The organism is Siminovitchia fortis, from assembly GCF_003605365.2.
Lineage (GTDB): Bacteria > Bacillota > Bacilli > Bacillales > Bacillaceae_C > Siminovitchia > Siminovitchia fortis.
In genome coordinates, this window is the sequence record NZ_QYTU02000043.1 from 1 (window position 1) to 26,134 (window position 26,134).

Annotated in this window: 30 protein-coding genes and 1 tRNA gene; 10 read left to right on the top strand and 21 right to left on the bottom strand. The window is 44.3% G+C overall.

Annotated elements, in window-relative coordinates:
• Positions 1 to 175: 175 nt before the first annotated feature.
• The 4 genes from D4N35_RS15310 to D4N35_RS15325 all read right to left on the bottom strand — a co-directional run bounded on the left by D4N35_RS15310 (position 176) and on the right by D4N35_RS15325 (position 3,919).
• Positions 176 to 248: transfer RNA gene (locus D4N35_RS15310), tRNA-Val, on the bottom strand.
• 124 nt (positions 249 to 372) lie between these two features.
• Complete coding sequence (locus D4N35_RS15315; RefSeq protein WP_120075268.1) at positions 373 to 2,328, bottom strand: TRAP transporter permease; 1,956 nt, start codon at positions 2,326 to 2,328, stop codon at positions 373 to 375.
• Positions 2,318 to 2,830 (bottom strand): DUF1850 domain-containing protein, encoded by a 513-nt coding sequence (locus D4N35_RS15320; protein WP_120075269.1) that lies wholly within the window; start codon positions 2,828 to 2,830, stop codon positions 2,318 to 2,320. The genes D4N35_RS15315 and D4N35_RS15320 overlap by 11 nt, the downstream gene beginning before the upstream one ends.
• 84 nt (positions 2,831 to 2,914) lie before the next feature.
• Positions 2,915 to 3,919 (bottom strand): TAXI family TRAP transporter solute-binding subunit, encoded by a 1,005-nt coding sequence (locus D4N35_RS15325; RefSeq protein WP_208646311.1) that lies wholly within the window; start codon positions 3,917 to 3,919, stop codon positions 2,915 to 2,917.
• Between the two features lie 222 nt (positions 3,920 to 4,141).
• Here D4N35_RS15325 and D4N35_RS15330 point away from each other — a divergent pair, with 222 nt between their 5' ends.
• The 3 genes from D4N35_RS15330 (at position 4,142) to D4N35_RS15340 (ending at position 5,932) form a co-directional block, all read left to right on the top strand.
• Entirely contained in the window at positions 4,142 to 4,861 is a 720-nt protein-coding gene (locus tag D4N35_RS15330; RefSeq protein ID WP_120075270.1) for an alpha/beta hydrolase, read from the top strand.
• Between the two features lie 105 nt (positions 4,862 to 4,966).
• Entirely contained in the window at positions 4,967 to 5,479 is a 513-nt protein-coding gene (locus D4N35_RS15335) for a YjcG family protein (RefSeq protein WP_120075271.1), read from the top strand.
• A gap of 3 nt (positions 5,480 to 5,482) precedes the next feature.
• A complete protein-coding gene (locus D4N35_RS15340; protein WP_120075272.1) occupies positions 5,483 to 5,932 on the top strand; it encodes a GNAT family N-acetyltransferase in 450 nt (149 codons plus the stop codon).
• Positions 5,933 to 6,022: 90 nt separating this feature from the next.
• Here the strand turns inward: D4N35_RS15340 and D4N35_RS15345 are convergent, their stop codons facing one another.
• The 8 genes from D4N35_RS15345 to D4N35_RS15380 all read right to left on the bottom strand — a co-directional run bounded on the left by D4N35_RS15345 (position 6,023) and on the right by D4N35_RS15380 (position 10,813).
• Entirely contained in the window at positions 6,023 to 6,937 is a 915-nt protein-coding gene (locus D4N35_RS15345) for an MBL fold metallo-hydrolase (protein ID WP_120075273.1), read from the bottom strand.
• A gap of 26 nt (positions 6,938 to 6,963) precedes the next feature.
• Positions 6,964 to 7,230, bottom strand: coding sequence for a hypothetical protein (locus D4N35_RS15350; RefSeq protein WP_120075274.1), 267 nt, complete (start codon positions 7,228 to 7,230; stop codon positions 6,964 to 6,966).
• Positions 7,231 to 7,316: 86 nt separating this feature from the next.
• Positions 7,317 to 7,571: a sporulation-specific transcription regulator SpoVIF gene (spoVIF, locus tag D4N35_RS15355; RefSeq protein WP_120075275.1), complete on the bottom strand. Its 255-nt coding sequence runs from the start codon at positions 7,569 to 7,571 to the stop codon at positions 7,317 to 7,319.
• 166 nt (positions 7,572 to 7,737) lie between these two features.
• Positions 7,738 to 8,094 (bottom strand): stage V sporulation protein AE, encoded by a 357-nt coding sequence (gene spoVAE, locus D4N35_RS15360; protein ID WP_120075276.1) that lies wholly within the window; start codon positions 8,092 to 8,094, stop codon positions 7,738 to 7,740.
• A 13-nt stretch (positions 8,095 to 8,107) separates the two neighbouring features.
• The gene (spoVAD, locus tag D4N35_RS15365) at positions 8,108 to 9,124 is read right to left on the bottom strand and encodes a stage V sporulation protein AD (protein WP_120075277.1); all 1,017 of its coding nucleotides are present in this window, start codon (positions 9,122 to 9,124) and stop codon (positions 8,108 to 8,110) included.
• A complete protein-coding gene (gene spoVAC, locus D4N35_RS15370; RefSeq protein WP_120075278.1) occupies positions 9,124 to 9,600 on the bottom strand; it encodes a stage V sporulation protein AC in 477 nt (158 codons plus the stop codon). The genes spoVAD and spoVAC overlap by 1 nt, the downstream gene beginning before the upstream one ends.
• Before the next feature lie 11 nt (positions 9,601 to 9,611).
• Positions 9,612 to 10,094, bottom strand: a complete 483-nt coding sequence (locus tag D4N35_RS15375) for a YhcN/YlaJ family sporulation lipoprotein (protein WP_120075295.1) — start codon at positions 10,092 to 10,094, stop codon at positions 9,612 to 9,614.
• A 362-nt stretch (positions 10,095 to 10,456) separates the two neighbouring features.
• Positions 10,457 to 10,813, bottom strand: coding sequence for a DUF1360 domain-containing protein (locus D4N35_RS15380; RefSeq protein WP_120075279.1), 357 nt, complete (start codon positions 10,811 to 10,813; stop codon positions 10,457 to 10,459).
• Between the two features lie 119 nt (positions 10,814 to 10,932).
• Between D4N35_RS15380 and D4N35_RS15385 the strand changes: the two genes are divergently transcribed.
• Complete coding sequence (locus D4N35_RS15385; protein WP_120075280.1) at positions 10,933 to 11,481, top strand: CotY/CotZ family spore coat protein; 549 nt, start codon at positions 10,933 to 10,935, stop codon at positions 11,479 to 11,481.
• A 334-nt stretch (positions 11,482 to 11,815) separates the two neighbouring features.
• On the opposite strand, the gene D4N35_RS15390 is transcribed toward D4N35_RS15385, so the two are convergent.
• The 4 genes from D4N35_RS15390 to mgtE form a co-directional block, all read right to left on the bottom strand.
• A complete protein-coding gene (locus D4N35_RS15390) occupies positions 11,816 to 12,370 on the bottom strand; it encodes a CotO family spore coat protein (RefSeq protein ID WP_120075281.1) in 555 nt (184 codons plus the stop codon).
• Positions 12,371 to 12,491: 121 nt separating this feature from the next.
• A complete protein-coding gene (fabI, locus tag D4N35_RS15395; protein ID WP_120075282.1) occupies positions 12,492 to 13,271 on the bottom strand; it encodes an enoyl-ACP reductase FabI in 780 nt (259 codons plus the stop codon).
• A gap of 529 nt (positions 13,272 to 13,800) precedes the next feature.
• On the bottom strand, positions 13,801 to 15,651 hold the full coding sequence (locus D4N35_RS15400) for a monovalent cation:proton antiporter family protein (RefSeq protein ID WP_120075283.1): 1,851 nt from the start codon (positions 15,649 to 15,651) through the stop codon (positions 13,801 to 13,803).
• A 39-nt stretch (positions 15,652 to 15,690) separates the two neighbouring features.
• Positions 15,691 to 17,067: a magnesium transporter gene (mgtE, locus tag D4N35_RS15405; protein ID WP_208646312.1), complete on the bottom strand. Its 1,377-nt coding sequence runs from the start codon at positions 17,065 to 17,067 to the stop codon at positions 15,691 to 15,693.
• A gap of 170 nt (positions 17,068 to 17,237) precedes the next feature.
• Here mgtE and prpE point away from each other — a divergent pair, with 170 nt between their 5' ends.
• The gene (gene prpE / locus D4N35_RS15410; protein WP_120075285.1) at positions 17,238 to 17,975 is read left to right on the top strand and encodes a bis(5'-nucleosyl)-tetraphosphatase PrpE; all 738 of its coding nucleotides are present in this window, start codon (positions 17,238 to 17,240) and stop codon (positions 17,973 to 17,975) included.
• A gap of 104 nt (positions 17,976 to 18,079) precedes the next feature.
• Here the strand turns inward: prpE and D4N35_RS15415 are convergent, their stop codons facing one another.
• Genes D4N35_RS15415 through yjbM form a run of 3 tightly spaced genes read right to left on the bottom strand, consistent with a single transcriptional unit; the run spans position 18,080 to position 20,465 of the window.
• The gene (locus D4N35_RS15415; RefSeq protein WP_120075286.1) at positions 18,080 to 18,988 is read right to left on the bottom strand and encodes an RluA family pseudouridine synthase; all 909 of its coding nucleotides are present in this window, start codon (positions 18,986 to 18,988) and stop codon (positions 18,080 to 18,082) included.
• 6 nt (positions 18,989 to 18,994) lie between these two features.
• Positions 18,995 to 19,795: an NAD kinase gene (locus D4N35_RS15420; protein WP_120075287.1), complete on the bottom strand. Its 801-nt coding sequence runs from the start codon at positions 19,793 to 19,795 to the stop codon at positions 18,995 to 18,997.
• Positions 19,796 to 19,823: 28 nt separating this feature from the next.
• Positions 19,824 to 20,465 (bottom strand): GTP diphosphokinase, encoded by a 642-nt coding sequence (gene yjbM / locus D4N35_RS15425; RefSeq protein WP_120075288.1) that lies wholly within the window; start codon positions 20,463 to 20,465, stop codon positions 19,824 to 19,826.
• 390 nt (positions 20,466 to 20,855) lie between these two features.
• Here yjbM and D4N35_RS15430 point away from each other — a divergent pair, with 390 nt between their 5' ends.
• The 5 genes from D4N35_RS15430 to D4N35_RS18740 all read left to right on the top strand — a co-directional run bounded on the left by D4N35_RS15430 (position 20,856) and on the right by D4N35_RS18740 (position 23,837).
• Positions 20,856 to 21,446 (top strand): CYTH domain-containing protein, encoded by a 591-nt coding sequence (locus D4N35_RS15430; protein ID WP_120075289.1) that lies wholly within the window; start codon positions 20,856 to 20,858, stop codon positions 21,444 to 21,446.
• Positions 21,443 to 22,105, top strand: coding sequence for a lytic transglycosylase domain-containing protein (locus tag D4N35_RS15435; protein WP_120075290.1), 663 nt, complete (start codon positions 21,443 to 21,445; stop codon positions 22,103 to 22,105). The genes D4N35_RS15430 and D4N35_RS15435 overlap by 4 nt, the downstream gene beginning before the upstream one ends.
• A 242-nt stretch (positions 22,106 to 22,347) precedes the next feature.
• A complete protein-coding gene (locus D4N35_RS15440) occupies positions 22,348 to 22,749 on the top strand; it encodes a globin domain-containing protein (protein ID WP_120075296.1) in 402 nt (133 codons plus the stop codon).
• Positions 22,749 to 23,570 (top strand): ClpXP adapter SpxH family protein, encoded by an 822-nt coding sequence (locus D4N35_RS15445; RefSeq protein ID WP_120075291.1) that lies wholly within the window; start codon positions 22,749 to 22,751, stop codon positions 23,568 to 23,570. Before D4N35_RS15440 ends, D4N35_RS15445 begins: the two co-directional genes overlap by 1 nt.
• A 150-nt stretch (positions 23,571 to 23,720) precedes the next feature.
• A complete protein-coding gene (locus D4N35_RS18740; protein ID WP_488281377.1) occupies positions 23,721 to 23,837 on the top strand; it encodes a hypothetical protein in 117 nt (38 codons plus the stop codon).
• A gap of 48 nt (positions 23,838 to 23,885) precedes the next feature.
• Here the strand turns inward: D4N35_RS18740 and pepF are convergent, their stop codons facing one another.
• Complete coding sequence (gene pepF, locus D4N35_RS15450; protein ID WP_120075292.1) at positions 23,886 to 25,706, bottom strand: oligoendopeptidase F; 1,821 nt, start codon at positions 25,704 to 25,706, stop codon at positions 23,886 to 23,888.
• Between the two features lie 104 nt (positions 25,707 to 25,810).
• Positions 25,811 to 26,134: hypothetical protein (locus D4N35_RS18210; RefSeq protein ID WP_164876404.1), on the bottom strand; the 324-nt coding region annotated here is incomplete at its 5' end.

Here is a 26,134-nt window from a genome sequence, read left to right on the forward strand (position 1 = left end):
TAGAAACAGAAGAGACGAATGAAGATGAAGCATTTAGAATAAATACTCGTTTCAGACAGATGGAAAAGTTTATCAATATCAGCAAAAAATCCGCTTTCGGGACCCCGATTAGAATGGGTTAGTGTTCAAAAAGGCGCTGATCCAATTTTATAGAATCAGCGCCTTTTTGAATTAGTGATTCCGACTGGGTTCGAACCAGCGACCTCCACCCTGTCAAGGTGGCGCTCTCCCAGCTGAGCTACGGAATCAAATTATTAAGATCAAGTCGACAATTAATAATATATAATATCTATCAAATAATGTCAACTACTATTCTTGAAAAATTTTTAATGGGTTAAGGAGCGCCACCCTGTCAAGGTGGCGCTCACCCAATCAGCTTTCCGCCAATTTATATTTTCCTTTATTCTTTGTGAAAATTTGCGTCGCAACCATTGCTGCGAATAACACGAGCCCGATAGTATCAGACATTCCCTCAGGATACATGAGCATAAGTCCTGCAACTACGGCAATGATCCGTTCGAACCAGTACAGTTTTCTGTACCAGAATCCGATGATTCCCGCTCCGATTCCGATCATTCCAGTGAAGGCTGTGAATACCACCCAGATGAGATAAGGGATCGTTGTATCGATCATTAGCAATTCAGGCGACAGTACAAACATGTAAGGTATGATAAAAGCCGCGATTGCCAGTTTTGAGGCGTTAACCCCCGTTCGGATCGGTTCCCCTCCCGAGACACCTGACGCCGCAAATGCTGCCAAAGCGACCGGTGGTGTAATATCTGCCACAATTCCGAAATAGAAAACGAACATATGGGCAGATAGCGCCGGGACACCAAGCAAAATAATGGCGGGTGCCGCAATTGTTGATGTGATGACATAGTTGGCTGTTGTAGGCGACCCCATACCAAGTACAATGGATGTCAGCATTGTGAAAAACAATGTCAATAACAGCTGTTCATTAGCCAATCCTACCAACCCGTTGGCAAGCTTCAGCCCCAGCCCTGTTTTCGTAACGACGCCGACGATGATTCCCGCCGAAGCGGTGGCCGCCGCCACGGACAGAGCTGTTCTTGCACCGTCCACAAGGGCCTCCACCATCTGCTTAAATCCGATTCGTGTGCTTTTCCTAATGGCACTTACGACAATGGTTCCAATAATGGACCAAAGGGCTGCACGCATGACGCTGACGCCAGTCATCAGCAAAATAATAATCAACAAGATTGGAAGCAGCAAATAGATCTTGCCTAAAACTTCTTTTCTATCCGGCATTTCCTCCTTTGACAAACCTTTAAGGCCAGCCCGCTTCGCTTCAAAGTGGGTCATGATCCATATTCCGGAGAAATAAAGGATCGCCGGGATAGCTGCCGCCTTTGCGATTTCCCAGTATGTGATTCCGATGAATTCCACCATCAAAAATGCTGCTGCTCCCATGACAGGCGGCATGATCTGCCCGCCTGTTGATGCGGCGGCTTCAACAGCACCCGCAAATTCTTTGCGGTAACCGAGCTTTTTCATCATCGGTATCGTAAAAGATCCGGATGTTACCACGTTTGCAACCGAGCTCCCGCTGATTGTTCCCTGCAGGGCACTGGAGAAAATCGCAACCTTTGCCGGCCCTCCGATCCTTCGCCCTGCAATCGATAGGGCCAAATCGTTGAAATACTGGCCGACCCCGGTTTTCACAAGGAAAGCGCCAAACAGCAGGAATAAGAATATGAAGGTTGCAGAAACATACAACGGTGTTCCCAAAATCCCCTGTGATGTAAAAAACATCGTATTGATGAGGCTTTCAAAATTTAATCCTCTATGAGCCAGGAATCCCGGCATTGACGGGCCAAAATAAGCGTACGCCATAAATAAAAGAGCGATGATCGTGATCGGAAGCCCGACAGCGCGCCGCGTTGCTTCAAGTGTCAATAAAACAGCGAGCGTTCCGACTGTCAAATCAAGTGTTGTCAATGTTCCCACCCGGTTGACAATCGTTTCAATCATCAGCGGCCAATAGGCGCCTATTCCAACTGAAATGATGGCTAATATGACATCGTACCATGCCACCCTGTCCTTCCGCCCCGCCTTTCTTCTCGCAGGGAAAAGAAGGAATATAAGTGAAAGTGCAAATCCCAGGTGAATGGACAGCAGTATTTGGCGCGGTACAGATTGAGTAATAGACGCGTACAATTGAAAAATGGAAAAGGCCAGCAAACCGAAAAATATAATCCAGCCGAGCGCTCCTTTTACTTTCCGCGTTGCTGATTCCGGGTCATATTTTTCTAATATTTTCTGTTGTTCTTCTTCTGATAAAGTCTCATGGACCGGTTTATCTGTCAACCAGATTCACTCCTTTCCATTGCTGCCATAAAGATAGCTTCCTTTTTTTGATTCTCACAACAGATCCGGGCTCTGCAAACTCCTTAAAAGGTGTTACCTTCTCCCCTGCCACCAGACGATGATCGGCACTTACCTGGCCCGTGCTGAGATCAATCCAGGGAAAATCGCGCTTCATGTTCCGGATATAATATTTACCGTCTTTCATCCGGAAAGTTTCCCCTTCCTCCGCATTGGCCGGCATGCCTACAGCTGTATCCTCGTACTCCAATTCCGTCTGGCGGATGGTCCCGTTTTTCAGTACCCGATAGGACTCTTTTACCTCTGAATGATGGATGGAATGGGTATATACAATTTGAAAACGGCTATCAGCTGCACGGAGCGGGAAAAAGGCAAGAAGCTTATGTTCTTTTTGAGATTCAATCGTGACAGAATCTGTTATTGGAACCGCTAAAAGTATGATGATTATAAATGGTATAAATAGCAGCTTTAAACATCTGGGCATATTTATCTCCCGAAAAAACAATCCTTTCCAAAGAAAAGAATAGACCGAGAAGATGGTCCGGTCTATTCACGCCATTGGATATCATCACTTATTCTCTGCTGAAATGCCCTTTTCATCAAAATATTTTTTGGCACCCGGGTGAATATCGATGGCCATTCCATTCAATGCATTTTCGGCACTGATTTGCTCACCTTTAGCATGTCCGATTTTATCAGTATTCTCATAAATGGCTTTCGTCATATCGTAAACAAGATCATCTGATAAATCCGATCTGACAACAAGCATCGCTTGGACCGCTACGGTATTTATATCACTCTTGGCGTTATACGTTCCTTCCTTGATTGTTTCCTTTGCATAATAAGGATATTTTTCAATTAGGGCATCAATTTTATCATCTTCGAGTGGGACAATGACCACTTTTTCAGTTGCCGCCAACCCTTCAACAGCACCTGTCGGAGTTCCGGCAGTAATGAAAGCGGCATCAATTGTACCATCTTGGATTCCCGTAGTGGAATCGTCGAAAGATAGATTCCTAGCTTTTACATCGTCAAGTGTCATGCCATATGCTTCAAGAATCTGCTCCGCGTTGGCAAGCGTCCCTGATCCGGATTCCCCGACAGAGACCGTTTTACCTTTCAAGTCTTCTACAGATTTAATTCCGGACTTCTCCGTCGTCACGATTTGGATTGTTTCCGGATAAAGTGTTCCCAGACCTTTCAGGTTGTCCACTTTTTCTTTGAACATATTGGTTCCTTCAGTGGCGTATGTAGCGATATCCGTTTGTGTAAAAGCGACTTCCACTTCTTCCTTTTGGATCAGGGCCATATTTTCGGCAGATGCGCCTGAAGTGACTGCATTGGATTCAATCCCTGTTGCATCCTTGATCAAATTGGCGAAGTTTCCTCCAAGCGGATAATATGTACCGCCGGTACCGCCGGTCGCAATACTGACGAATTTCACGCCATAATCTTTTCCGCCTTCTTTTGCCTTTTCCTTTCCTTTATCGTCTCCCCCACCGCCGCAGGCTGCCAGCACTAATGAAAGCACTGCCATTAAAGCGATGCCAAAAAGAGTTTTTCTGCGAATCATTTAATAGCCCCCCTACTTGTATTCTACAAAATTGATATTATCATAATAACTTTTATGCAGGCAAACTTTATGGTTTTCCTGCACATAGCTGCTTTTAATCTTCCAGTAACCCCCTCTCTTTTTACCCTTTTGAAAATCAACAAAACACCATTTTTAACATTACGTACACCATATGATAAAGTATTTAACATACAATCCGCCAAAGAAGGAGGCTAATAAAAGATGCAGGGAACGATTACAGAAATAGAGTTTGACAGCAAGGAACTGGATGAAAAGTTAGAGCTTTTGATTTATTTGCCCGCAGCCTATTCGCCCCTGTACAAGTATTCTCTATTGATTGTTCAGGACGGAAAAGACTACTTCCAGATGGGCAGGCTGACAAGGTTTGCGGACGAGCTGCTTGCCGGGGAAAAGATTGAAAATCTGATCATCGCCGGCATTCCTTATAAAAACGTGAAGGACCGACGGCAAAAATATCATCCGGATGGCGAAAAAAATGAAGCCTACATAAGGTTTCTGGCCCATGAACTTGTTCCCTGGCTGGAAAAGAGATATCCCACCAGCAGCGTTGGGAAATGCAGGGCTTTGATGGGGGACAGCCTGGCAGCCACTGTTTCCTTAATGGCCGCCATTGAATATCCCCACACCTTCGGAAAAGTCATTTTACATTCGCCTTATGTAGATGATAAGGTGCTTTCTGCTGTCCGCTCCCATAAAGAGCCTTATCTCCTGGATATCTATCATGTGATCGGAAAGGATGAAATCGAAATCAAGTTTTCACAGGAGCGGGTGGAGGATTTCCTGACTCCAAACCGGGAGCTTCATCAGGCCTTTGAGGAAAATGGCTTCGATTCTTTTTATGACGAATTTGACGGCGGGCACTCGTGGAAATACTGGCAGCCTGACGTAAAGCGTGCACTGGCAATGATGTTTTCCCGTTAAATCAACTCTTTCTTATGTCCTATAGGAAAAGCGGTCGGGGATATGTTATAGTAATAAGATATAGAAGATTTTAACCATTATCGAAGTTAGGGAGGTTATAGAGAGATGAAATATGGAATTGTTATATTCCCCTCTAAATCATTGCAGGATTTGGCAAACTCCTATCGGAAGAGGTATGATCCCCATTATGCGCTGATTCCTCCTCATCTGACATTGAAAGCGGCTTTTGAAACAGATATGGATGTCAATTCCATCACTGAAAAGTTGGAAGCAATTGCAAAGAAAAATGAACCTTTCACTTTAAACATCAGAAAAGTGAGCTCATTCCAGCCCATAAACAACACAATTTATTTGAAAGCAGAGAAGACTCCGCAGCTGGAAAATATTTACGAGGACTTGTACGCCTCTTTGCCAGGTGATCCGCCGGAACACCCTTTTGTTCCGCATATTACTATCGGACAAAATCTGTCAAATGATGAACACTCCGATGTATACGGCCAGCTAAGGATGCTTGGTGTCGAACACGAGGAAATCATTGACCGATTCCACCTTTTGTATCAGCTTGATAACGGGTCATGGACTGTTTACGAGACGTTTCGCCTTGGAAAGGAAGCCTAATAAATGAGAGTCATACTAGCCGGAACAGACAGTCAGCTTCAAGATGCTTTCAGCATTCGAAAAAAAGTGTTTGTCGAAGAGCAGCAGGTGCCTGTTGAAATCGAAATCGATGAACATGAAAACAACTCTGCCCACTTCGTGCTTTACGATGGGGAAAAGCCGGCAGGCGCGGGCAGATTCCGGATTCTTGATGACAAAGGAAAAGTGGAAAGGATCTGCATTCTTCCGGAATATCGGGGAAAAGGTGCAGGAAACCAAATCATGGCGGCGATTGAGGAATATGCAAAACAACTTCCTGTTGAGGAACTTGTTTTGAACTCCCAATCCTATGCTGTTCCTTTTTATGAGAAACTGGGATATATCGTCGTATCGGAAGAATTTCTCGACGCGGGGATCCCCCACCGGAAAATGATAAAGAAGCTGGAACAAGAAATGAGCAAGCGCCCTGTTTAGAGGAGGAGAACCAGGCGATTCCCGAAGATCGGAACTTTCGGCCGTCAAAGGGAATCGGCTTACCCTTTAGCCGGGCGCCATTTCTTGTTCTCATTCCGAAATCTTAAGTGATTCCCCTTTTAACCACGGTGTATGTCCATTAATTGATATGGAAACTTCACCGCTTTCTATAAGCGAAGATATGTATGCAGTGAAAGATGTCCTATAAAGCAACCATTGCCCGATTTCGGGAGCTTTTAGTCCGAAATGATCGAACATTCTTTCCAATAGGCCATCCATTGATATGCCATTTGCGGAAGCATTTACGCAGCTTAACAGAAACTGTTTGATATTGGCATGGCAGTCGATGTTTGCCTGAATTGTCTCCTTAATATCGATTTCATAATCACCATGCCCCGGAAGCGCCCCCCGGAAAGATAAATTGAGCAAATTTTCAAGAGTATCGATTGCCGCATCCGCATCGACGATAAATGGAACCTTATGTTTCGCAAGAACAGCGGCGCCAAAATAAGCGTCTGCCGCATACAGGATCTCCCCAATTAAAATTCCCATCTGTGCATAGCTGTGTCCAGGCAAATGAACAGCCTCGAAATGAAAAGGCCCCAATTCATTCTCCCCTTCACGGATGAAACCATCAATCTTTACCGGGTCCCCTTCCAAAAACTTGTTCCTTAATTGTTTAATCGGCATCGCCCCATTCCACAGATAGATCGGCTCAAGAACAGGATGTTCCATGATCGCCGCTTCAAGAGGCGGTGCATGCAATTTAACCTGAAGCTGCTTCTGCAAAAACGATGCTCCTCCATAATGGTCGGTATGGGCATGGGTAAGAAAAACATAATCGATGGGAAGATGATGCTCATTCAATATTTTCAAAACCTTTTTTGCCGTGCCTTTATCAATCCCGGAATCAATGAGCATCCCCTTTCCATCTTTATGGATATATCCGATATTGACAGAACCGCTGAAATAATGGCAGCAATCGGAAATTTTTATGAACTCCAACTTTAACATTCCTTCCAAATATGCTGTTATACATATTCGTTTAAAAACTGTCCTTTTCCTGTTGCATTTGGAAAATTTTTATTATTGCGTGCTTCCGTCTCATATTTTGTGGGGATTGCCGCCTCAGTTGTCTTCAATTCAAATTTTGGCTGCAGCCTGATTTTCGGTGTGAAACGGACAGGCATGGGATCACGGGCTTTTATTTTTTCCTGGTCTCTTTTTTGATATTCCGTATATTGGTTCATCCTGATTGGCGCAATATATCCCATTGGAACCGGCACCTCCATTTCCATGATTCATATCCTTTACCCCATTACGCATCTTATAAACGTCTTTTTTTAAAAAAATGAGGACTTGCACCTGATGCAAGCCCACTGCCTTATCTTTTATTCAGCATTTTTGAAATGGTGTTCATATCCAACTTATTGCCATCCTTAGTGATCGTATGCACCATCTTATCTTCCAACTCTCTTGAAACCGGACGGTTTGCAATCCTTGCGACTTCCCTGATCACCCGGCGGACTGTTTTTTCATCTTTAAAGTTTGCATTCTGCAGTGAATTCGCAAGCTTTAGTACTTCATTCATATCGACACCGGTCTTGCTCTCAATATTTTTAAAAAATTGATTATCCATTATCAAAATAGCCTCCTTTTCATCTTTTATATATTATGAAGGAGGCTATTTTTGGTGAGGTATAGCGGACCAAAAATGCGGGATTCCGCCAATATCCTTTATCTGAAATCAAATGTATGCTTTGGGGCAATACGACTTGCCCATACAAAAAAGCTATGCTTGCACTTTACCCTTTCGGCTTGAAAATTAAAGCTCCCAGAAATCCGAAAACGATGGCGGCCGAGATACCTGAAGATGTAACTTCGAACATTCCGGTCATTACGCCGACAAGTCCATGCTTGTCTGCTTCCAACATGGCTCCATGGACAAGCGAGTTTCCAAAGCTTGTGATCGGTATAGTCGCTCCAGCCCCCGCAAAATCAATAAGGGGGTCATACAGGCCAAACCCGGCTAATATCGCGCCAATGACAACCATTGTGCTTAATGTATGTGCAGGGGTCAGTTTGGCAGCATCAAACATGAGCTGTCCAATCACACAAATAGCCCCTCCGATGACAAATGCCCAAAAAAACATGGCAAGCATGAAATCCCTCCTGTTAAATATATTCGACGCTGACAGCATGTGCGATGCAGGGAATCGATTCTTTTTGCTGGAAAGAAAGCGGGGACAAAAGAGCGCCGGTAGCTACGAATAAGATCCGTTTATACTTCCCTGCTTTCATTTCATTCAGCAAATGTCCGTACATGACAACCGCTGAACAGGCGGGACCGCTTGCTCCCGCAAATACCTCCTGATCTTTTTTATATATGAGAAGGCCGCAATCCTGGAATTGTTCAGCATCAACGGATACGCCTTTTTGTTTAAAAAGATCCAGTGCAGCCCGCCTGCCGATATCGGCAAGGTCCCCGGTTACAATCAGGTCGTAATGGGACGGGTCAATACCCAGATCGAAAAAATGCCTTTGGATTGTGTCAACGGCAGCCGGCGCCATTGCTCCGCCCATATTGAACGGATCGGTCAATCCCATGTCGATCACTTTTCCGATAGTGGCGGAAGTAATTCTTGGATGCGGGGAATTGACCAATGTCCCCGACCCGACAAGGGCGACCCCTGCTCCTGTAACCGTCCATTGTGCAGTCGGGGGCTTCTGCCCTCCGTATTCCGTAGGGTAGCGGAATTGGCGCTCAGCCGAAGCGTTGTGGCTGGAAGCTCCTGCAAGGATATAGTCGGCCCCGCCATTATTGATGATCATTGCCGCAAGCCCCAGACCCTCCGTTGAAGTGGCACATGCGCTGAATATGCCAAGGTGTGGAATTTGGTTTGTTCTGGCCGCAAAACTGGTCGGCGTAATTTGATTGATTAAATCACCGGCTAGAAAGAACTGAACGTCCTCCCCTTTTAGCGCTTTTTTTCTTAATGCAATATCGACGGCATCTTCAAGCAAAACAGTCTGCGCCTTCTCATAGGAATCTTTCCCCATCCATAAATCCGTGTGAAATTTATCAAAATCATTCGTGAGCTGTCCTTCCTTTTCAAATGGCCCGCCTACCACTCCTGTTGATAATATGGCCGGCTTCCGGTCAAAAACCCATGTCTGATTGCCAACAAGCATTATAACCCTCCCCACTTGATTAATATTGTTTTGATGAGTGCGACAACAAATGCGGAAAACACACCAAAAATGATGACAGATCCGGCCAGTTTAAATATATTTCCTCCCACCCCTGTAACAAAGCCTTCACTTCGGTGTTCGATTGCAGACGATATGACGGCATTTCCAAAACCGGTAACAGGCACAGCACTTCCCGCCCCGGCAAATTGCCCAAGCCGGTCATACACGCCGAATCCTGTCAGAAGCATGGCAAGGAAAACCATCGTGGCAACAGTAGGGTTTCCTGCTGTCTGCTCGGTAAAATTGAAAAAATAAATATAAAAGTAAGTGATCGCTTGTCCGATTACGCAAATCGTGCCGCCTACCAAAAATGCCCGAATACAGTTTTTTAAAATGGGCCTTTTTGTTTCATGTTTTTTCTGCAGTTGTTCATATTGGATCTGTTCAGGTGTTTTTGCCTTATTTTTGCTGGACATCTTTTTCTCTCCTAAGTCATTTCTTCTTTTAATCGAATGATTTTTTTGAACCGTTTTTCGGCTTCGGCATTGGATAAATTGTCACCGTCTAAATCTTCTTTCAGCCTCACTGCCTCCAGGAAAATTTTATAATCGCTGGAAACTATAAATTTCTCATCAGGATATTCCTTTTTCAGTTTTTTGGTAAGTTCCTTTTCGATCTTTTTCATTCTGAATCTTTTCATATGCTTTACCTTATAGGCCACAATGATTTTCTTATCTCCTTCTACAACGGCGACATCATAGATTTCATCTATATTTGACACTTCTTTTTTTACCTGGAAGGCTACCGACTCATCTTCATCCCTTTGTTTCAGTTCAATAGGGGGCGGACTTGTCCTTTTCAGCAATGCTGAATCACTTTCTTTGTGCTCCTGGCCGTCATCATAAGAGCATGCCGAAAGTGCCAAAAAAAAGAAGGCTGAAATTATGATCTTTGATGGTTTGTTTCGCATGTCAACCTCCGCTTCGAGAATGGTAACTTTATTTTTCACCATTCCATGTAAATTATGAACAAAAATCCAACCTCTGCTTGGAGGATTTAAGGAAAAAAATAAACTGGGAAATTCCCCCATAGAATTTCCCAATTTACCTGTGCATGCCAATCAGTGAAAAAATCCCTATTAGTATACTTTTGACTTCTTAGCCGGCCTGCCGCATCCGCAGCCTTTTCTTTTTTTACGAACAGGAGTGACCGGCCTTTTCTTGCTTCCGTTTTTTTCCAAAAGTCTCACTTCCCGTATTAGTATTGGATGCATCAATGCACCTTGTTTATTTTATGCCTATCCCGTTTTGATCGCTTTCCCAAAATCCCAGATTACCCTATGTTTTTTGACTGGATCCACGTTTCCACGATAGCTGCAAGTCCGGCAGCCGCCAGTACGATGACCACAGGCTTATACAGGACAGGAAAGTAAAAGCGCATTGCGAATAATCCCATCGACACCCATATGCCCGTGCACCAGAAGCAGTTGAGAAGGGCTCCGATCCATCCCCGCAGGCCTCCCTCTTTTGGCAGCAAATAGATTTCGGCCTTCCCTTCATCATTTTTTTCTTCATATTCATCCATGAATGGGCTTCTGATCCACTCTGTTATTTGATCGTAGACCAAAAGTCTTGTCAGCCGAAAGACCGCCATACTGAAAATGATGTATTCCAACCATGATATTTCCATTGAATCAACCCCTTCAATTGCCTATTTTATGTAAAACAGGCGTCTGTCCGTTACTCAATGACCCAATGATTAATATGTTATTAGTGTTAATGACCATATTATAAGGAGGAAAATAAAAGATGAGCTTCGAAGAAATGGAATCGTCTTTCGATCATACAGCGCCGGCAACTCAGCACGTTGGCAGCGGCGGATGCAGCGGCGGCTGTACTTTAGATTGTGTTTGTCAGGTAGTCAGGGCTATTAAAGATATCCAGGATCAGGCAGAAGAAGAATGCGAAGTATGCACATCCAATTGCTTTGTTGAACCGCTGGGAGAATTGGGCGTACGGGGACGGAGCCATGCCGATACCCGCGTATTCACTTTAACCCATAAAAACGGCGAACTGTTTAAGGCATTGTTCAGGGGCCATCACGGCAAATGCGTTTCTGTCTTTTTCAGGGTAGAAGATATCTTTGATAACTGCTGTGCTACGCTGAGAGTCCTTGTTCCATTAAAAAAAGATGGCAAGACCGTAGCTGATATCATGGATCAACATGGAAAACTGAATTTCGCAGAGCTTTGCGAAGTAAGAGACTGGGGCCGCAGCAACAGCTGTGTAACGGTTGATCTGCACTGCTTCTGCGCAGTCCAATGTATTGCAGATGTAGACTTGGAGATTTGCGACTAATTCCCGAAAGACGGAAATGGATCTGCCATTTCCGTCTTTATTTCAGAGTAAGAAAGTGTAAGATTTTTTAGCTTTAAAATTTTGAACAAAGCCTTTCTTTGTCTAGCTCCAGCGCCTATCGACTAGCAGACTTCGCACCTCTGGTGCTCCTGCGCCATAGCTTATCAAGGAAGCCTTGTTCAGCTCGTCGCAAAGCTCAGGAAGCCTCTCGAAGAAGAAGCTTTCCTACGATAAGTCAACATCGGCTCGTTCCTCGCCGTGTTTCCTTTATCTCGTCGGAGGCACTCCAGTCTGTACGTCGATGGGCAAGGCGCTTGCGCTCTTCTAATTAGCACTAAGCGTTGATCCGGATACCCAGCAAGTCTTTTTTTTCAATCGTAGCCAGTTCTCCTGAATCTGCCTTTACAACTATTTTTTCCTTATCTGCCGCGTATAGCTTTCCTTTGACACCGCCCAGCGGAGTTGAAAATGTGCAGGAATAAAATTGGGGCTTCGATGATAAATGATGGAGCTTTTCTTCAATCGTCATGGAGGTGAAAGACTTTACAGGATTCAGTCCGCCTCTTGCAGGCCTGTTGCTGTTATGGGCGTGAAACCTAAAATAATCCACCGCTGAAACAGGTTTATTTTCTTCAACCTGCTTTTCCCCAATCTTTTCCCCGACTTCTTCCTCTTCAAAAATGAATTTTTCCTCACCAAAGCTGACCTTCCTTTTTTTGGTTTGGTGCCTGTCAACGGCAACAGAATCTTTAAAATTGCTGTTAAAAGCTGCTGGCGGGCCAGTGCTAGAGCGGTATTGGCTTTGCATCCGATGGTTCGGCTCCTTTAAACTAGGCTGCTCAATAAATAATAACGGCTTTTGTGGCTTCTTCCTTCCTTTTTCCTTCATAGGGGTCAACCTCCATCGCTGAAACTTTCTTTATATTTGTATGCACAACCTTCCTTGACGTTTATGGAGAAGCAAAAAACTGCCGTAAATATCGGCAGTTTCTTGTTGAATGATTAAATTTTTAATTACCCATGATATGGTAGCCGGAATCGACATGGATGTTTTCGCCGGTAATGCCGCGTGAAAGGTCGCTGAAAAGAAATGCGGCGGTATCTCCAACCTCTTCCGGCGTCGTTGTTCTGCGAAGAGGGGCTTTTTCTTCAATTTCTTTCAAAATGCTGTTAAAGTCGCTGATCCCTTTGGCAGAAAGGGTACGGATCGGGCCGGCGGAAATTGAATTCACCCTTATGCCATGTTTTCCGAGATCGCTTGCCAGATACATGACGCTCGCATCAAGTGATGCTTTGGCCACTCCCATGACATTATAGTTCGTTACAACCCGCTCACCGCCAAGGTAAGTCATTGTGACAATGCTGCCGCCTTCCGGCATAACATTCAGCTTTTGCACCGCTTTTGCAACAGCAGTCAATGAGTAGGAACTGATGTTGTGGGCAAGAAGGAAACCATCCCTTGTCACATTCAAGTAATCGCCGTCAAGCTCCTCCTTGTTGGCAAATGCAATACAGTGGGCAATCCCGTGAATCGGGCCTGCCTGCTCCTTGATTTTGCCGAAACATGCCTCTATATCATCATCTTTCGTTACATCGCAAGGGAGAACTAATGATTCTTCCCCCTCAAGTGTGTCCGCCAATTCACGGACATTTTTCTCAAGACGCTCTCCAGCGTATGTAAAAATCAGTTTGGCTCCTGCTTTATGTAAAGATCTCGCGATTCCCCATGCGATGCTCCGTTTGTTTGCAACACCCATAACCACAAAGGTTTTTCCATTCAAAGAAAGCATGTGAATTCCTCCTTTTTAATTTTTGTTGAACAGGAAAATATTAAATTCTACAACTGTGGATAATTTCCTTGTCTAGCTCCGGCGCTCAGCGACTAGCAAACTTCGCGCCTCTGGTGCTCCTGCGCCATAGCTTAGCAAGGAAGCCTTGTTCAGCTCGTCGCAGAAGCCTCTTTCCTACGATAGTCAACATCGGCTCCGACGGACAGGACGTCCTAGTGCAGGCGAAGCGACAGGACGTCGCTGCTTGAGCCTGCCTTCGTCACCGTGTTGTCCGGCTGCGAGTGCCATCGGCGCAAGGATTAAGCCAATCGCTGCTGAAGGCAAACTACGCCTTTTTCAGCGCTCGTCTAGCTTTGCGCCGATAAGCAGGCACTCTCCGCCTTTCCTTATCCTTTATCTCGTCAGAGGCACTCCAGTTTGTACGTCGCTAGACGAGCGCTTGCGCTTTTTTTGTTACATGTTATTAGCACCTAGTACTAATCATACACGACAGCTTTTTGGTTTGTAAACAGGATTCTCTTAAATATTATTACTTATATTGCAGTTCCCTCGTCAATTCCTCGACATATTCCGCCGATCCTGTCACGATCAGACGGTCATTGATCAGCAATTCCGTATCCCCGTGGGGAACGATGGAGTCCTTCCCCCTGAAAATCCTTACGATAATGACATCCCCCGTAAATGGAAATTCCCGGAGTGTCATCTGGTTATAGTCAGGGTTCAACATCCGGATTTCATGGAGCGCCGTCTCATCACTCGTCATGATGTTGGCAATATTAGGCGACTCAATCAATGCTTTCATCAATGCCGTTGTTGCGAGCAATGTTGAAAACACTTCGATATCCTGCTCCGTCAACGCTTTTGCAAGGTCAGGGCTTTCGATGCGGGCGATCACCCGTTCCACGCGGCGCTCTTTGGCAGCAACGGCCAGAGTTGAATTGAGCTCTTCATCCCCTGTTGAGATAAAAAGAATATCAGCAGCGAACGCTCCCTCTTTATCCAAAATTTCTTCGTCATATCCTGTGATCTCCTGTATATCAAATGTGGAATCCGCTGTGTTTGAATCGGCCTTTTCCATTTTCTTATGAATGATGCATGTATCATAATTCGATTGGCCGAGCTCCTTGGAAACGGCAAGAGACATTTGGTTTGCCCCGACAAATATAACCTTTATCTTCCTCTCCCCGGCATTTTCCTTCGGGAACCACTTTCTGAACATGATAGGGGTTAAAATGCAGGAAATGACAGCCACTAATATGAGCGTGCCGCTCATCTCTGCCGATATCACGTTAATCCGCTCAGCAATTTTCGCTGCTGCAATAACAAGCGACAAAGTGGAAGTTAAAAGAAATGCGGATGCGAGCACCGTATTTTTATCATACCAGCGTCTTAGTATGAGTACCGGAAAAAACTTGGATACAAACAAAGCTACAATCAAAAGCGGAATCAGCAGCAACATATTTTTATTGCTTAAAAGCGACCATAATTCAAGGTCCACGCCGACCATGACAAAAAAGATGGGGATCAAAAATCCATATCCAAATGAATCGAGCTGCCTGATCATGCCCTGATCCGGATTGAGGAGCGACACAAGCGTTCCCGCGATAAATGCGCCCAAAATATTTTCTGCACCCACCGATTCGGACAGAGCGACAAGGACTATGATCAATGTAAAAATCGCACGGGTCCCGATCTGTACCGTCCCAGTTGACAGGCGTGCAACAAAATTTCTGCTCTTAAAACGGACACCGATAAAGTAAAAAATGACACCTGTTGCGAACAAGACGAGAAGCAGCCACATTTGTCCGCCCCCGTCGCTTGAAAGGGAAACAAATACGGAAAGCAGGATCATTGTGACAAGATCGGCAATGACCGCAATGAGCAAAATGATCTGGCCTATCCCTGTTTTCATGATACCCGCTTCCTTTAAGGTCGGCACAACCACTCCCAGTGAAATCGTCGAAATGATCAATGTCATCAGCATCATATTTTCGATAAATCCCGCGAGAACGAAAAGATACGAAAGCAATATTGATAAAACAAAAATGCCGGCAAAAACAAAAGTGGATACGGCTAACCTGTTAGGTTCCAATTTACCGTTTGGTAAAGCCGATTTCTTTTGCTTGCTGCTAAACGCCGAAAAATCTATTTCCACTCCACTTAAGAACATTAAAAAAATAAAGCCGAGCGTTGACAGCGTATCAAGCCACATATCGTGCTGGATTACATTGAATCCGCTCTTGCCGATAATCAGGCCCATGATGATTTCCGCTACAACGACCGGTATAAAGGATAGCCGAAAACGGTGGAGAAGAAGCGGTGTAAAAAATGCGACCAGCAATACAATAACCAGTGAAAGTAATGATGATTCAGATTCCATATGCTTCTTCCTCCGTTTTTGACTGTTTAAATGAAATACCTAATGAACGAGATAACTCATGAATAATGTAGCAAGGCCAAAATAGATCAAAATGGATGTCAGATCGTTCATCGTGGTGATGAAAGGCCCCGAGGCAACGGCCGGGTCGATTTTCAGTTTATGCATGATAATTGGAACGAGCGTTCCTGCCAAGGTAGCGACGAACAGGGATGCCAGGATTGAAATCCCGACGAGAAAACCCAGGAACAACTCGCCTTTCCACAAATAGACAACAATGACTACAAGCAATCCGCAGATGGAGCCGGTGATAAGACCGGTTCCTCCTTCTCTGAGAACCAATTTCCATCTGCTTTCTTCCTCCAGTTCACCCGTCGCAATCCCTCTTACCGCCACCGCAAGGGCCTGTGTTCCGGTATTTCCGGCCATTCCGGCAATCAGCGGAATGAAGACTGCCAAAATAGACACCTGATTTAATGTATCTTCAAACCTTCCTATCAAACTGGCTGTAAACATTCCCAAAAAAAGTAATATAATCAGCCATGGCAGACGTTTTTTTGCTGCAGCAAATGGATTTTTATCAGGTGTGTCAACGTCCATCACAGCTGCAAGTTTCGAATAGTCATCTGACGCTTCTTCATCGATGACATCGATAATATCGTCAACTGTAATGATACCCAATAAATGATTTTGAAAATCCACGACCGGCAATGCCAGCAGGTCATAGTCACGCATTTGGTTCGCTGCCTCTTCCTGATCCGCATCAACGGTGATTGAAACAACCCTTGAAGACATGATTTCGGATATCATTGTATCATCATTGCTGATTATAAGGTCACGAAGTGAAATGACTCCCACAAGGCGCCTGTCGTCATCAATCACAAACACATAATAAATGGTCTCCGCGGTAGGCGCTTCATTTTTCAAAATATGCATGGCGGATCGGACCGTCTGATTGGCCGAAATGGCGATGTATTCCGTTGTCATGATACTTCCAGCAGTCGACTCTTCATAGTGGAGGAGGTCCTTGATCTCCTGCGCACTCTCTTTGTTCATGATGGTCAAATAGCTTGCCGCCTGGAGCTTATCCAGCTTATTCAACACGTCAACCGCATTGTCTGTAAACATATGTGACAACATGTCTGCAGCATACTGCGGCTCCATTTCCGCCAATATATCTTTATATTCACTGTCCTCAATATCCAAAACCTCAAAAAAGTCCGATACTTCCTTAGGTGATAAATATAGATAGATCTTCAACCGTATGTCATGGTCAATTTTCATAAAAAATTTTGCCTGGTCATACGGATGCAAATGTAAAAATTCTTCACGGAAACCCATCATGTTTTCATCATGAAGTGTTTCCAGCAGCAGCTCTTCATCCAATTGCTCTCGTTCTTCCTGATTCATTTCAGCCATCATTTTCGCGCCTCCTCTCCGCCTGTCTTTCCTATCCTAACAAATCTGAACCGGCTTGTCGTTATATATGATAGGCTTTTGCATAAAACGAAATGGATTATTACAATAATATCAAAGAACCGCTCAGCAAAGAAAATCCGGATATATTTGAAATAGACAGGTGATTTGTATTGAAAATTGATATAATCGGTGATATTCACGGGTGTTTTTCGGAATTTGAAAACCTCTCACGAAAGCTCGGCTATTCATGGCGGGATGGTGTTCCCATTCATCAGGAAGGCAGACTCCTGGGATTTGTCGGCGATCTCACGGACAGGGGCCCGCAATCTTTGAAAGTCATCGAAACCGTTTGGAAACTTTGGAAGCACCATGGTGCCTATTATGTGCCAGGGAACCATTGCAACAAGCTTTATCGTTATTTTCTGGGCAGAAATGTCCAAGTCACCCATGGACTTGAGACAACGGTTGCCGAGCTGGACAGCCTGTCGCCAAAAGAAGAGAACCATTGCAGAAGAATGTTCATGGAACTGTATGAGGGTTCTCCGCTTTATCAAATACTTGATGAAGGCAAGCTTATCATCGCCCATGCGGGCATTAAAGAAGACTACATTGGCAAAGTCAATAAAAGTGTGAAGACATTTGTGCTTTACGGAGACATTACTGGGGAATTCCTTCCTGACGGCAGGCCCGTCAGGCGGGACTGGGCGAAAAAGTACCAAGGCTGGCCTTTTATCGTTTATGGACATACTCCAGTCAGTGTTCCGCGCACTGTCGGAAGGACCATTAATATCGATACAGGCTGCGTATTCGGAGGCAAGCTAACGGCATTCAGATATCCGGAGAAGGAAACAGTCTCCGTTCCGTCCACCATGCCGTATATCCCGGAAAAATTTACGGAGTTTGCATAGGCGCGGAATTTGCCGGGGCTTCTATTATCCGCGGGTATTTCCTCTTATCCACGGGTATTTCCCCTTATCCGCGGGTACTTCCCTCTATCCGCAGATATTCTCGCTTATCCGCGGATTTCAAGTTCCTCCAACAGCATTTGCATATCTTGCGGCAATGGAGCATTAAAAAACATTTCTTTTTTTGTCAGAGGATGAAAAAAGGACAGCTCGCTGCAATGCAAAGCCTGCCGCATCATCCCATTCATCGGCCCGCCATACAGTTCATCACCAAACAAGGGATGTCCTATATGAGATAGATGCACCCTGATTTGGTGGGTCCTGCCTGTTTCCAATTTAATTTTCAGAAAGGCCGCATCTTTCATCTGCTTCTGTACTTCATATACCGTAACAGCCCTTTTTCCGTCTCTTCTTACTTCCCTTTCGATAATACTTGTCTGTTTTCTGCCAATCGGCACATCAATGACGTCCCTTTTCTTCCAAAAGGTGCCCGCAGCAATGGCTTCATATGCCCTATGAATGATCGCCTCTTTCTGCTGAAGGCCGAATAAATGGTGGGCGTGCCGATGTTTTGCCACCAACAGCAGCCCTGATGTGTTTCTGTCGAGCCTCGTTACTATATGAACCGCCGCCTTCGCCGACCCCTGATGCTCATAATAATAAGCCAGAGCATTTGCAACGCTTCCTGACGGGTGTTCCCTCGAAGGAATCGTACTCATATAAGGTGGCTTGTTGATGACCAAAATATCCCGATCCTCATATATAATATCAAGAGGTATATGTTCTTGTGCAAGGCGGGGATTGACCGGTTCAGGAGGGAATACAATTTCCAGCCTGTCGCCCTCATCCAGAAAATAGCGTACATTCTCTTCCTTTCCGTTAACGCTGATGGTCCCGCCGGCAAATTTAATATCCGTCAAAGCCCTTCTTGATATATGCTCCTCCGATAAAAAAGTTTTTATATCTTTTCCTGCGCGTTCCTTTGGGATGACCCATTCTAGTGTAAAATTTGACATTTTTTCCTATCCTTCATCTGATATGAACGAATCATGTACTCTTTTCCAAAAAGGAAACGGCCTGAACCGTGCAAACCGGACTTTTTCATCAGCAACCCGAAATTGAATGGACTTTACATCTCGGTGCATCACATTAAGGTGATCGATTGTAACATGAAAGTCATGGACATATACCGGTTTGAGCATAAGCGTATGATGTGCAGGCAAAATGAGCGGAGAGCCGACTGTCCTGAATACCCTGTTGTTGATGGATGCCATTTCGGCAAGTTGAATCGCATGGATGGCAGGATGGATGATGGCTCCTCCCAACGCTTTATTATAAGCGGTACTCCCGGATGGCGTTGATACACAGAGGCCGTCTCCGCGGAAGCGTTCAAAATGTTCCCCTCTTATTTCCACATCCATGACAAGGGTTCCGACGGTGCTTTTGACGGTCGATTCGTTCAAACCGAGGTATTTCGTCTCTTTTCCGCCATGCCGGTAACGGATGATCACTTCCAAAAGCGGGTACTCCACGACCTGATAAGGTGTTTTTGCTATAGCGATCACAAGCTTTTCGATCTCATCCGGAAGCCAGTCTGCATAAAACCCGAGATGCCCGGTGTGAACCCCAACAAAAGCCACTTTGTCCAATCTTGAGCTGTATCGGTGAAATGCGTATAGGAGTGTGCCGTCCCCGCCGACAGAGATGACGATATCCGGTTCTTCTTCGTCATAGACCAGTTCAAAATCCTGTAAATAAGTAATGACCCTTTGCATCAAGGCGTTAGATGTCGAATCTCCTTTTGAAAGTACTGAAAACCTCATCACGTCCATCCTTTCCCGTCAACGTTCCTTATTTACCATCAGGAAGCTCGTATGCTTCCCTGTTTTTTGTGAAATAGACTTGTGCTTCTTGTATTTCGCCCCTAATCTGTGACATTTGTTCATCTAGCCTGAATGCCGCTTCGGCGGCTGCCTGCAGTCTTTTTTTTATTTCTTCGGGAATTTGTCCTTGGTATTTATAATTGAGTGAATGCTCAATTGTGGCCCAGAAATTCATTGCAAGTGTACGGATTTGGATTTCGGCAAGGATTTTCTTTTCTCCATTGATTGTCTGCACCGGGTACTCGATAACCACATGGTAAGAGCGGTAGCCGCTCGGTTTTTTATGAGAAATGTAGTTCCTTTCTTCGACAATCCGAAAATCATTTCTTTTTCTAAGAAGCTGTACGACTGTCTGGATGTCATCGACAAACTGGCACATCATTCTGAGACCTGCAATATCCTGGATTTCGGTCTCCAGCTTATCCAGTGGAATGTTTTTCAAATTGGCTTTGACCAAAATGCTTGCAACCGGTTTAACCCGGCCGGTCACAAATTCTATCGGAGAGTGGACGTGCTCTTCGGCAAATTGCCCCCTCATCCCTCTCAATTTTACTTTCAATTCTTCTACTGCCTGCTTATATGGCGCTAAAAATTGATCCCAATGATTCATGATATGACTCACCCCTGTGACTTCTGGTGCGAAGACGGACTATTTTTTTCTATAATATATATACGAACTCATTTTAGCATAAAGTTGCAATTCATACATTGAACTATCTGTCTAAAAAAGCGATAATAAGATATAGTTTTAAGAAAAGCGTAAGGCGCGCAGCCTTAGGCGACAAGCACAAGGCGAATTTTGATGAGGGAGTTCTTCAGCCACCACAGCAATTCGCCTTGTGATCTCGAGCCGATGGCGCCTGAAGCTGGACATTACGAACTTTTTTGAAGAGAAAATCCGGTAAAATTTGATACTTTCTTTGACTTTCAGNAACTTTTTTGAAGAGAAAATCCGGTAAAATTTGATACTTTCTTTGACTTTCAGAAAGGACGAAGAGCTTTGGGCCGAAATATTGAAATTGAATTTAAAAACATGCTGAACAAAGAGAACTTTATCAAGCTGCAGAAGCATTTCAAAATCAATGAGCAAGATTTTCTCATACAAAATAACCATTATTTTGATACGGACGGCCTTTCACTAGGACAAAAAAAAGCTGCCCTCAGAATAAGGGAAAAAGGCGGGCGTTTTGAACTCACCCTAAAGAAAATAGCGGAGGCCGGTGTCCTCGAAATCAATCAATCCATATCCGATGAAAAAGCAATGGCCATGATCGGTAAAAATTCTTTCCCTTCCGGCGAAGTCAAAGATGAACTTATACTTATGGATGTAAAGCCTGAATCTCTTGAGTATAAAGGCATGCTTCAGACCCGCCGGGCACAGGTCCCTTATAAAAAAGGGCTGATAATGCTTGATCACAGCACTTATTTTGGCCGGGAAGATTTTGAAATAGAATATGAGGTTGATGAACAGCATACATCGAGCGGCAAAAATGACTTTTTCCAGCTGCTGAACGAACTCAACATTCCAAAGGTTCATGCCGATAATAAAATAAAGAGATTCTTTAATGCCAAAAAGGAGGGGACCCAATGAATTCACTTGGCCAGATCAGGGCATTGCTTGAATGGCAATCGCTCCAAAACTTTTCGGGGCAGCAATCAAATTCCGGTATGCCCGTTTCATCATCCTTTGCCAGCCTTCTTCAGGAGTTTGTTCAATCACAGAATCAAGTCTCTTCGATTGGACAGGCTGAAAACGGATTGAATACCCTTGGGCAGGTTTTTCAAAACAGCCAATATCACATACAGCAATATTTGACTGACAAAGGGGATGCCTCAAACATTTATGGAACGTCTTCGACCGAAGTAAAACAGGATTCCCCCGTCGAACAGGTCATAAATCGTGCAGCAGAAACATATAGACTGCCATCCAAATTAATTAAAGCGGTCATTCGCCATGAATCCAATTTCAATACACGTGCCGTAAGCCGGACGGGCGCTGCAGGATTAATGCAGCTGATGCCTGCCACCGCCCGCGGCCTCGGAGTCACCGATATCATGGATCCGGAGCAGAATGTCATGGCCGGCGCCAAATATTTGCGAAACATGCTTGATAAATATAAGGGCAATGTGAAGCTGGCACTCGCAGCTTACAATGCAGGCCCGGGAAATGTGGACAAATACGGAGGCATCCCGCCATTTAAAGAAACCCAAAATTATGTTCGGAAGGTAACAGACACATATTTAGGCTAGCCCGTTTAAACCCTGTTTTACATAACAGGGTTTTTTGATCGTGTCAATCCCCCTTTTTTATCAAAATGCTATTTATTTGTGTTATTTTTAAGCCGTTGATACAATGTACATATTATTTAAGAAAAACAACGGCGCCGGATCGGCTTCATTTGGCGAACAGGGAACCGATGGACTTTGCCGCCCAAGTTAAATATTATCCGATTCATGATCTCATACTATTTTTAGAAAAAGGAGCGATTCATATGGTTGAAAAGCGTATGATGCCGTATGACGCAATTGGGGAAGAAAAACTCTCCGCCCTTGTGGATGCCTTTTATCGCCGGGTTGGAAAACATCCCGACCTGATCCCCATATTTCCTGAAGACTTGACAGAAGTCGCAAGGAGACAAAAGCAGTTTTTGACCCAGTTCCTTGGCGGACCCCCTTTGTATTCACAAGAGCATGGACATCCCATGATGCGGGCACGGCACTTGCCCCATGAAATCACTCCTGTCAGAGCAAAGGCATGGCTGAGCTGCATGAGTGAGGCAATGGATGAAGTGGAACTTGAGCCTGACTTTAGGGAGTTTTTTTATTCAAGGCTGGCCATAACAGCCAATCATATGGTCAATACGCCTGATGAAGCCCAGGGTGAAGCACCGTGATGGATTGGAAAACCCAAAGCTTGCCTAAGCTCAAAAATGTACGAAATAAACCGATTGAAATTTATGTGTTCATAGATCCTTTCTGCGAAGAGTGCTGGCTCCTGAACCCGATCATTAAAAAGCTCCAGCTTCAGTATGGTGATTATTTCACCCTAAAGCATGTCTTATGTGGAAATTTAACCGTTCTGAATAATGGGAGCAAAAGCAGGGAGAGAACATCCGGCGATCAACAAATGTCGGAACAGGGCTCGGTTGTCCCGCATTTGGCGGCTATCAGCATAAAAGCTGCAGAGCTTCAGGGAAAAAGGGCAGGGATCCGCTTTTTGAGGAGGCTTCAGGAACTGCTTTTTGCTGAACAGGCTAATATTACGGATATCAATACATTGGAAAAATGTGCAAAAAGCGTAGGTTTGGACAGCAAAGAGTTTATCCGGGATATTTATTCATCAAGCGCCGCAAGGGCATTTCAATGCGATATAAGGATTTCATCTGAAATGAATGTGACGGAAATGCCCGCCATTGTCATTTTCAATGAACATATTGAAGATGAAGGATTAAAAATAACCGGCCTTTATTCATATTCCATATATGTCCAAATTTTAAAGGAAATGCTCGGGGGTTATGCACACCCTGCAAATATTCCGCCTCTGGAGAAATATTTGTCGTCCCATTCCATCATTTCTACACATGACCTTTCCATTATGTACGATGTTCCGTACCAACAAATGGAAAGAAAGATGAAAAAGCTTCAGCTGCAACGGAAAGTGGAAAAGGTACATTCAGCAAACGGTTCTTATTGGAAATGGCTGCAGTTAAGTTGAAAGGCGGGAACGCCTTTCTTTTTTTCTCATAATATCGATTCCTCCGCATAAAAATCTAAGCAAGGCATATGAAACGGAGGGATCACTGGATTGAGAAAAACACTGATTGGATTGATGATCCTTTTTTTCATCATCAGCTTTTATCTTAATATGCTGGGGCTTATGCAGCTGATTCCAATTTACATTACCTCGCCGCTGCTTTTCCTTTCCATCTTTATTTTTTTCTCCTTTATGAATGGAAGGAATAAGTTCAAAGGATTTCATTAGGTTAATGACCCCAAAAATGAGAGCCGGAAATCCGGCTCTCTATTTATCTTATTCATTTAACAGCTTTTCCATTTCATTCAGCTTTTCTTCAAAGACTTTGCAGGCTGCTTCAATCGGTTCTGAAGAAGTCATATCGACACCGGCTTTTTTCAATACCTCGATCGGGTAGTCGGAGCTTCCTGCCTGCAGGAACCCGATATAGCGATTGACCGCTTCTTCCCCTTCATCCAGGATTTGCTGGCTCAGGGCAGTTGCTGCACTATAGCCTGTGGCGTATTGATATACGTAATAGTTGTAATAAAAATGCGGAATCCGGGACCATTCAAGGCCAATCTCCTTGTCAATATGAAGGTTTTCTTCACCGAAATATTTCTTGTTCAGTTCATAGTACTCGTTCGTCAGCAGATCCGGTGTCAATGCCTCCCCATTTTGTGCTTTTTGGTGGATCAGATGCTCAAATTCCGCAAACATCGTTTGGCGGAATACCGTTCCGCGGAAACCTTCCAAATCATGGTTTATTAAATAAAGGCGCTTTTGCTTGTCATCAGTCGTTTTTTGCAAATAATGGCCCAATAATGCCTCATTGCAGGTAGAAGCCACTTCCGCCACAAAAATGGAGTAATTCCCATATGGATAAGGCTGGCATTTTCGTGTATAGTAGCTGTGGACGCTGTGCCCGAATTCATGGGCCAGGGTAAATAAGTTGTTCACATTATCATGCCAATTCATTAAGATGTAGGGATTTGTACCGTACACCCCGGAAGAATAAGCGCCGCTTCTTTTTCCTTTGTTTTCTATTACATCCACCCAGCGGTTTTCAAAGCCTTCTTTCAAAATATTGATATAATCTTCGCCGAGCGGTTTCAGCCCTTCCAGCAGAATATCTTTCGCTTCCTCATATTTGACCTTCATATCCACTTCTTTTACAAGAGGAACGTAAAGGTCATACATATGCAGCTCGTCAACTTGCAGGACTTTCTTTCTTAAGCCGACGTAACGCTGGAGCAGGTGCAAATTTTTATTGATGGTGGAAACAAGATTGTCGTAGACACTCTCAGGAATATTGTTTGCGGCCAGTGCCGCCTGCCTGGCTGAATCGTAATTTCTGGCCTTTGCATAAAAATTATCTTTCTTGATTGTCCCGCTTATAGTGCTGGCAAATGTATTGGTGAACTTTCCATACGTCTCATACACATTTTTAAACGCCTGTTCGCGGACATTCCGGTCCTGGCTTTCCAAAAACTGAATATAGTTCCCGTGTGACAATTGGACGTCATTGCCCTCTTCGTCTTTAATGACCGGAAAAACAAGATCCGCGTTGTTCAGCATGCCAAAAGTTGTAGCAGATGCGCCCAAAACCTCCGATGCTTCTGCAAGCAAAGCCTCCTGCTCCGAACTCAGCACGTGCCCCCGTTTCAGGTTAATTTCATCCAAAGCCTGTCTATACAGCTGCAGGTCCTTGTTTTCCTCAAGAAACTGATTCAGTTTATTTTCGTCCATTGCAAGTATTTCAGGGACAATATAAGAAAAAACACTGGCAAATTTAGAGTAGAGTGATTCAGCCCGCGCATTAAAAGCCTGATAATGTGAATTGGCCGTGTCCTGATCATAGCGCATATGTGCATATGTATATAATTTTCCCATCCGTTCGGCCAGCTTCGATTGGAAGTCCAATGCTTCGTATAGCGCATCAGCACTTTCATCCAATTTGCCTTTAAATTGTTCACCCTCAGGAATCATTTCCTGGATGGAGGAATATTCCTTCTCCCATTCTTCATCCGTTTGAAAAATATCTTCCAGGCGCCATGTCAGTTCCTCTTTCACCTCTGACCGGCTTGGAAGGGTTTTTACATTCGAATCGTGTGCCATAGCATATCCTCCGTTCGTTTTGTCTTATTCCAAATTTTGCATACTAACATATTCTCTTTTTCAGCATAAAAATCCTGCCAAGTAAGCCAGAAAGGCATTTTTGTTCACCCGCTATTGTTGATTAATGTGTCATGAATGTCTATGTCCCATAATTTCGCTTCCTCAACATGGGAAGGCCACGGAATAACCTGAATCATTCTGTATAAGTCTTTCCCTGCCCTTTGAAAATAAAACAATTCTTCAAGCAATCGGAAATAATCGCGGACTGACTTTTCCCATTGATTTTCATCATGGAGCGGAAGCGTCCTGCATATAATGTCCCCATTGGATATTCTTTCTCGAAGTTTATAATTTACATATTTCAACGAGATGTTTTTACCAGTTCCCAATTTCTTCAGACAATTGTATTTCGCAAGTGAAAAGTGAAC

Bases quoted from the DNA above. Each gene is read 5' to 3' on its own strand.
- fabI (WP_120075282.1), bottom strand. From the start codon at position 13,271: ATGCTTTCTTTGAATGGAAAAACCTTTGTGGTTATGGGTGTTGCAAAC.
- D4N35_RS15380 (WP_120075279.1), bottom strand. From the start codon at position 10,813: ATGGAAATATCATGGTTGGAATACATCATTTTCAGTATGGCGGTCTTT.
- D4N35_RS15420 (WP_120075287.1), bottom strand. From the start codon at position 19,795: ATGAGGTTTTCAGTACTTTCAAAAGGAGATTCGACATCTAACGCCTTG.
- D4N35_RS15390 (WP_120075281.1), bottom strand. From the start codon at position 12,370: ATGAAGGAAAAAGGAAGGAAGAAGCCACAAAAGCCGTTATTATTTATT.
- D4N35_RS18740 (WP_488281377.1), top strand. From the start codon at position 23,721: ATGCTGGGGCTTATGCAGCTGATTCCAATTTACATTACCTCGCCGCTG.
- D4N35_RS15375 (WP_120075295.1), bottom strand. From the start codon at position 10,094: ATGCGAAACAAACCATCAAAGATCATAATTTCAGCCTTCTTTTTTTTG.
- D4N35_RS15415 (WP_120075286.1), bottom strand. From the start codon at position 18,988: ATGTCAAATTTTACACTAGAATGGGTCATCCCAAAGGAACGCGCAGGA.
- mgtE (WP_208646312.1), bottom strand. From the start codon at position 17,067: ATGGCTGAAATGAATCAGGAAGAACGAGAGCAATTGGATGAAGAGCTG.
- D4N35_RS15400 (WP_120075283.1), bottom strand. From the start codon at position 15,651: ATGGAATCTGAATCATCATTACTTTCACTGGTTATTGTATTGCTGGTC.
- D4N35_RS15340 (WP_120075272.1), top strand. From the start codon at position 5,483: ATGAGAGTCATACTAGCCGGAACAGACAGTCAGCTTCAAGATGCTTTC.
- yjbM (WP_120075288.1), bottom strand. From the start codon at position 20,465: ATGAATCATTGGGATCAATTTTTAGCGCCATATAAGCAGGCAGTAGAA.
- D4N35_RS15330 (WP_120075270.1), top strand. From the start codon at position 4,142: ATGCAGGGAACGATTACAGAAATAGAGTTTGACAGCAAGGAACTGGAT.
- D4N35_RS15445 (WP_120075291.1), top strand. From the start codon at position 22,749: ATGGATTGGAAAACCCAAAGCTTGCCTAAGCTCAAAAATGTACGAAAT.
- pepF (WP_120075292.1), bottom strand. From the start codon at position 25,706: ATGGCACACGATTCGAATGTAAAAACCCTTCCAAGCCGGTCAGAGGTG.
- D4N35_RS15335 (WP_120075271.1), top strand. From the start codon at position 4,967: ATGAAATATGGAATTGTTATATTCCCCTCTAAATCATTGCAGGATTTG.
- spoVAD (WP_120075277.1), bottom strand. From the start codon at position 9,124: ATGCTTGTTGGCAATCAGACATGGGTTTTTGACCGGAAGCCGGCCATA.
- spoVIF (WP_120075275.1), bottom strand. From the start codon at position 7,571: ATGGATAATCAATTTTTTAAAAATATTGAGAGCAAGACCGGTGTCGAT.
- D4N35_RS15350 (WP_120075274.1), bottom strand. From the start codon at position 7,230: ATGGAAATGGAGGTGCCGGTTCCAATGGGATATATTGCGCCAATCAGG.
- D4N35_RS15440 (WP_120075296.1), top strand. From the start codon at position 22,348: ATGGTTGAAAAGCGTATGATGCCGTATGACGCAATTGGGGAAGAAAAA.
- D4N35_RS15435 (WP_120075290.1), top strand. From the start codon at position 21,443: ATGAATTCACTTGGCCAGATCAGGGCATTGCTTGAATGGCAATCGCTC.
- spoVAC (WP_120075278.1), bottom strand. From the start codon at position 9,600: ATGTCCAGCAAAAATAAGGCAAAAACACCTGAACAGATCCAATATGAA.
- D4N35_RS15385 (WP_120075280.1), top strand. From the start codon at position 10,933: ATGAGCTTCGAAGAAATGGAATCGTCTTTCGATCATACAGCGCCGGCA.
- spoVAE (WP_120075276.1), bottom strand. From the start codon at position 8,094: ATGCTTGCCATGTTTTTTTGGGCATTTGTCATCGGAGGGGCTATTTGT.
- D4N35_RS15320 (WP_120075269.1), bottom strand. From the start codon at position 2,830: ATGCCCAGATGTTTAAAGCTGCTATTTATACCATTTATAATCATCATA.
- D4N35_RS15325 (WP_208646311.1), bottom strand. From the start codon at position 3,919: ATGATTCGCAGAAAAACTCTTTTTGGCATCGCTTTAATGGCAGTGCTT.